Raw genomic sequence first — 2,983 nt, 5'->3', positions numbered from 1 at the left:
CCCATGGCGACGCCATCAGGGCGTGGACGCCATGGGCCTGCCGTTGCGGAGCCAAGACGCAAGTCCGCCTGTCCAGCGCATGCAGCGAGCCTCCGGAACAGCATGGGGCAAGGCTTGCTTCATTTTATCTACCCGCCGGAAGACCGGCACCGAGGCGATCCTTGCCCCATGTCGCAGAACCTTGCGACCAGCGCCGATCGAGTGCCCGCAGGCCACTGGCCGTGCGGAGTTTTGTGCTGGGGCCATTGTGCAGCAAACTGTTTCTCACCGTTCGCCAAATCCGGCACAGTTACACTCGTGTGTCTTCTTGCGAGATAACGGCGGCCGGTATATTTAAATAACTGTGCAGAGCAATCCGCACATCGTTCTCAGGGCGGGGTGTAACTCCCCACCGGCGGTAATGGAGGCAACTCCGAGCCCGCGAGCGCCTTCGCCACAAGCGAAGGGTCAGCAGATTTCGGTGCAATCCCGAAGCCGACGGTCATAGTCCGGATGAGAGAGAACGGGTTGAATGGAGTCCTTTGGGGCCAGCGCAGTTATCTGCGCGGCGTTCTGGAGGCTGTTTCCTTCCCGTAACCCTGAGGTAGCTGGGTCTTACGTGAAAGGATTAAACCGTTGAACCAGATTGCCTCCTATCCCAAAAATGGCGCCATTTCCGGCGCATTGTTCATGCTGGTTGCCAGCTTTGCCTTTGCCGGCAGCAATGTCTTGCAGTCCATTCTCCCAACTCCGGTGGAATATGGCGGCTTTGGCATGGCCTCGACCGGCATGGCGTTCTGGCAGTATTTGATCGCAGCCGTGCTGGCACTCCCGCTGGTGCTGCGCATCGGCGTCAAAAATCTGCGCACCAGCCACAAGCTGGCCCACGAAATCCGCGCCTTCGTTTCGGCGCTCGGCGTCCATGTCTTCGTCTATGGCTTCGCTTCGGGTGTGCCGATCTGGCAAATGGTGACCTTGCTGGCCACCGGACCGTTGTTCGTCATCCTCGGCTCGACACTGTTCCTGGGTGAACGCGCCTCTGCCGCCCGCCTCGCTGCGTCGTTGCTGGCTTTCGTCGGTGCGATAATCGTTTCAGGCGTCGGCGCTGAGGGGTTGAACCTGACCACGCTGGTGCCAGTCGTCGCGGCAGCTTTGTGGGCGACAACTGACGTGTTGACCAAATATCTGTCACGCTGGGAATCGCCGGAAACGCTGACTATCTCGCTACTGGTTCTGGTGACGCCGAACCACCTGCTGATCCTGCTGGTGGCGACTGCCTTCGCCTGGATCGCACCGGGGCTGGTACCGGCTGGAATGGCAACCGGCTTCCCGTTTGCGCTTCCCACCGGCAATGGCTTGCTGGCCTTGCTGCTGCTCGGCGCCCTGACGGCGGCGGCGCAGTATCTGCTGAGCTTTGCCTACAAGGTGGCTGACGCAACCTATCTGCAGCCGTTTGGCGACCTGAAGGTGCCGCTGAGCGGCCTGCTCGGCTGGATCGTGCTGAGCCAGGTGCCCTCCGTCTGGTTCTGGCCCGGCGCAGCGCTGATCCTGGCCGCGTCATTGTTCCTCATGCGGCAGGAAACGGTCAAACCGATCATGCCGGTCCACGCCTGATCCAAGTTTCGGCCCGGTGCTTGCGCCGGGCCGATTTTTTGCCGGTTGGCAGTGATCGCGTGGCCCGTTACAAGCGCCACATCGGCGTGTGGCGAGGCAAGACTATGAAGCAGAGCGAATTGGATTGGTTTGCGCCCCTGTGGCGCCGTTTGACCGTCACCGTGTTTCTGGCCGTCTGGTGCGCGTGGGAATTTTTCGGCAGCAAGGACCAGTTCTGGGCAGGCCTGGTCGGCGCGGCGCTGCTCTATGCGCTTTACAGCTTCTTTTATGCCTTCCCGCGCCGCGGCGGCAAACCCAAGAGCACCGATACGCTGCCCCCGCCTGCCCCGCCCGAGGCCTAGATCACTCGGCCGGCGGCGGTGTCGTCTGGTCCGCGAGGCTGAGCTTGAGCTCGGTTATCTGATCCAGATAGAGATTGAATAGCCTCGCGAAATCGACCAGATCGTCTTCGTCCCAGCCGATGAAGACGTCGGCAAACATCTTCCATTTGAAGAGACGCACCTTATTGGCCTGGGCGCGGCCCACATCGGTCAGTTCGAGGCAAATCCGGCGCGAATCCCGCTGGGAGGCGACACGACGCAACGAACCCAGATCGACCATGTCGCCAACCAGCCGGCTGGCACGCGAAGGATCGACATCAAGGCGCGCGGCGACAGTGCCCACGGTCACCTCGCTGCCATCCGCGGCGGCCAGAATATGCATGATATCAACATGGGCGGGATCGAGATTAAGCTCCATCTTGTCGATGGCAAGCCGGGCGACTTCCCGGCGACCCATCGAGCGGCGCAGTTGGGCCATGCCCTCCTCGATTTCGATGGCAGCGTCGGCCGCCCGATTGCTCAGGCCGCTGGCGTGCAGTTCGGCACGATATAGCTCGGCGATGCCGGGAACGGTGGTATTGGCGGCGTCGTCGGTGGTTTCTTTGCTCATGGCGCTGCATACCAAATTCCGCGGCGGTTGGAAATATCTGTGACCGGCTTTCATATGTGACCTTGACATATGTGTGATGTCGGCACATAAATATCGCCTCTTTCAAGGAAGGCTGCCATGACCTCAATCAATCCACAGGCTTTGCCTCACTCTCGCAAAATGGCGATCTATGTCGCCGTTCTGGCCGGCATGTTCATGGCGTTTCTGGACATGCAAATCGTTGCCACCGCACTACCCACCATTGCCACCAAACTGGGCGGGGTCGAGCTGTTCGGCTGGGTCGGCGCGGCCTATCTGCTCGCGCTCGCCGCGGTGATGCCATTCTACGGCAAGTTTGGCGACCTGTTTGGCCGCAAGCCGGTGTTCATCTTCGCTATTGCCCTTTTCACCATTGGCTCGCTGGCCTGCGGGCTGGCCTGGTCGATGCCCAGCCTGATCGCGGCGCGCGTGCTGCAGGGGC

General features: G+C 61.1%; 4 protein-coding genes and 1 riboswitch. Of the genes, 3 read left to right on the top strand and 1 reads right to left on the bottom strand.

All coding sequences use genetic code 11. The features are described from left to right. Positions 1-360 precede the first annotated feature (360 nt). Positions 361-508: riboswitch (FMN riboswitch) on the top strand. A 107-nt stretch (positions 509-615) separates the two neighbouring features. Together ABIT12_RS16665 and ABIT12_RS16660 are read left to right on the top strand one after the other, a co-directional pair. Further along, the gene (locus ABIT12_RS16665) at positions 616-1,593 is read left to right on the top strand and encodes a DMT family transporter (protein WP_348046258.1); all 978 of its coding nucleotides are present in this window, start codon (positions 616-618) and stop codon (positions 1,591-1,593) included. 119 nt (positions 1,594-1,712) lie between these two features. Continuing rightward, on the top strand, positions 1,713-1,934 hold the full coding sequence (locus tag ABIT12_RS16660) for a hypothetical protein (RefSeq protein WP_348046256.1): 222 nt from the start codon (positions 1,713-1,715) through the stop codon (positions 1,932-1,934). 1 nt (position 1,935) lies between these two features. Here the strand turns inward: ABIT12_RS16660 and ABIT12_RS16655 are convergent, their stop codons facing one another. Then, positions 1,936-2,523: a MarR family winged helix-turn-helix transcriptional regulator gene (locus tag ABIT12_RS16655; RefSeq protein ID WP_348046254.1), complete on the bottom strand. Its 588-nt coding sequence runs from the start codon at positions 2,521-2,523 to the stop codon at positions 1,936-1,938. A gap of 159 nt (positions 2,524-2,682) precedes the next feature. Between ABIT12_RS16655 and ABIT12_RS16650 the strand changes: the two genes are divergently transcribed. Beyond that, the coding region (locus tag ABIT12_RS16650) for an MFS transporter (protein ID WP_407065639.1) at positions 2,683-2,983 on the top strand (301 nt) is incomplete at its 3' end.

Origin of the sequence: Devosia sp. (genome assembly GCF_039927955.1) — a bacterium.
Taxonomy (GTDB): Bacteria; Pseudomonadota; Alphaproteobacteria; order Rhizobiales; family Devosiaceae; genus Devosia.
Note: the sequence above shows the minus strand (reverse complement) of the source record. Positions and strands in the feature narration are given on the sequence as shown.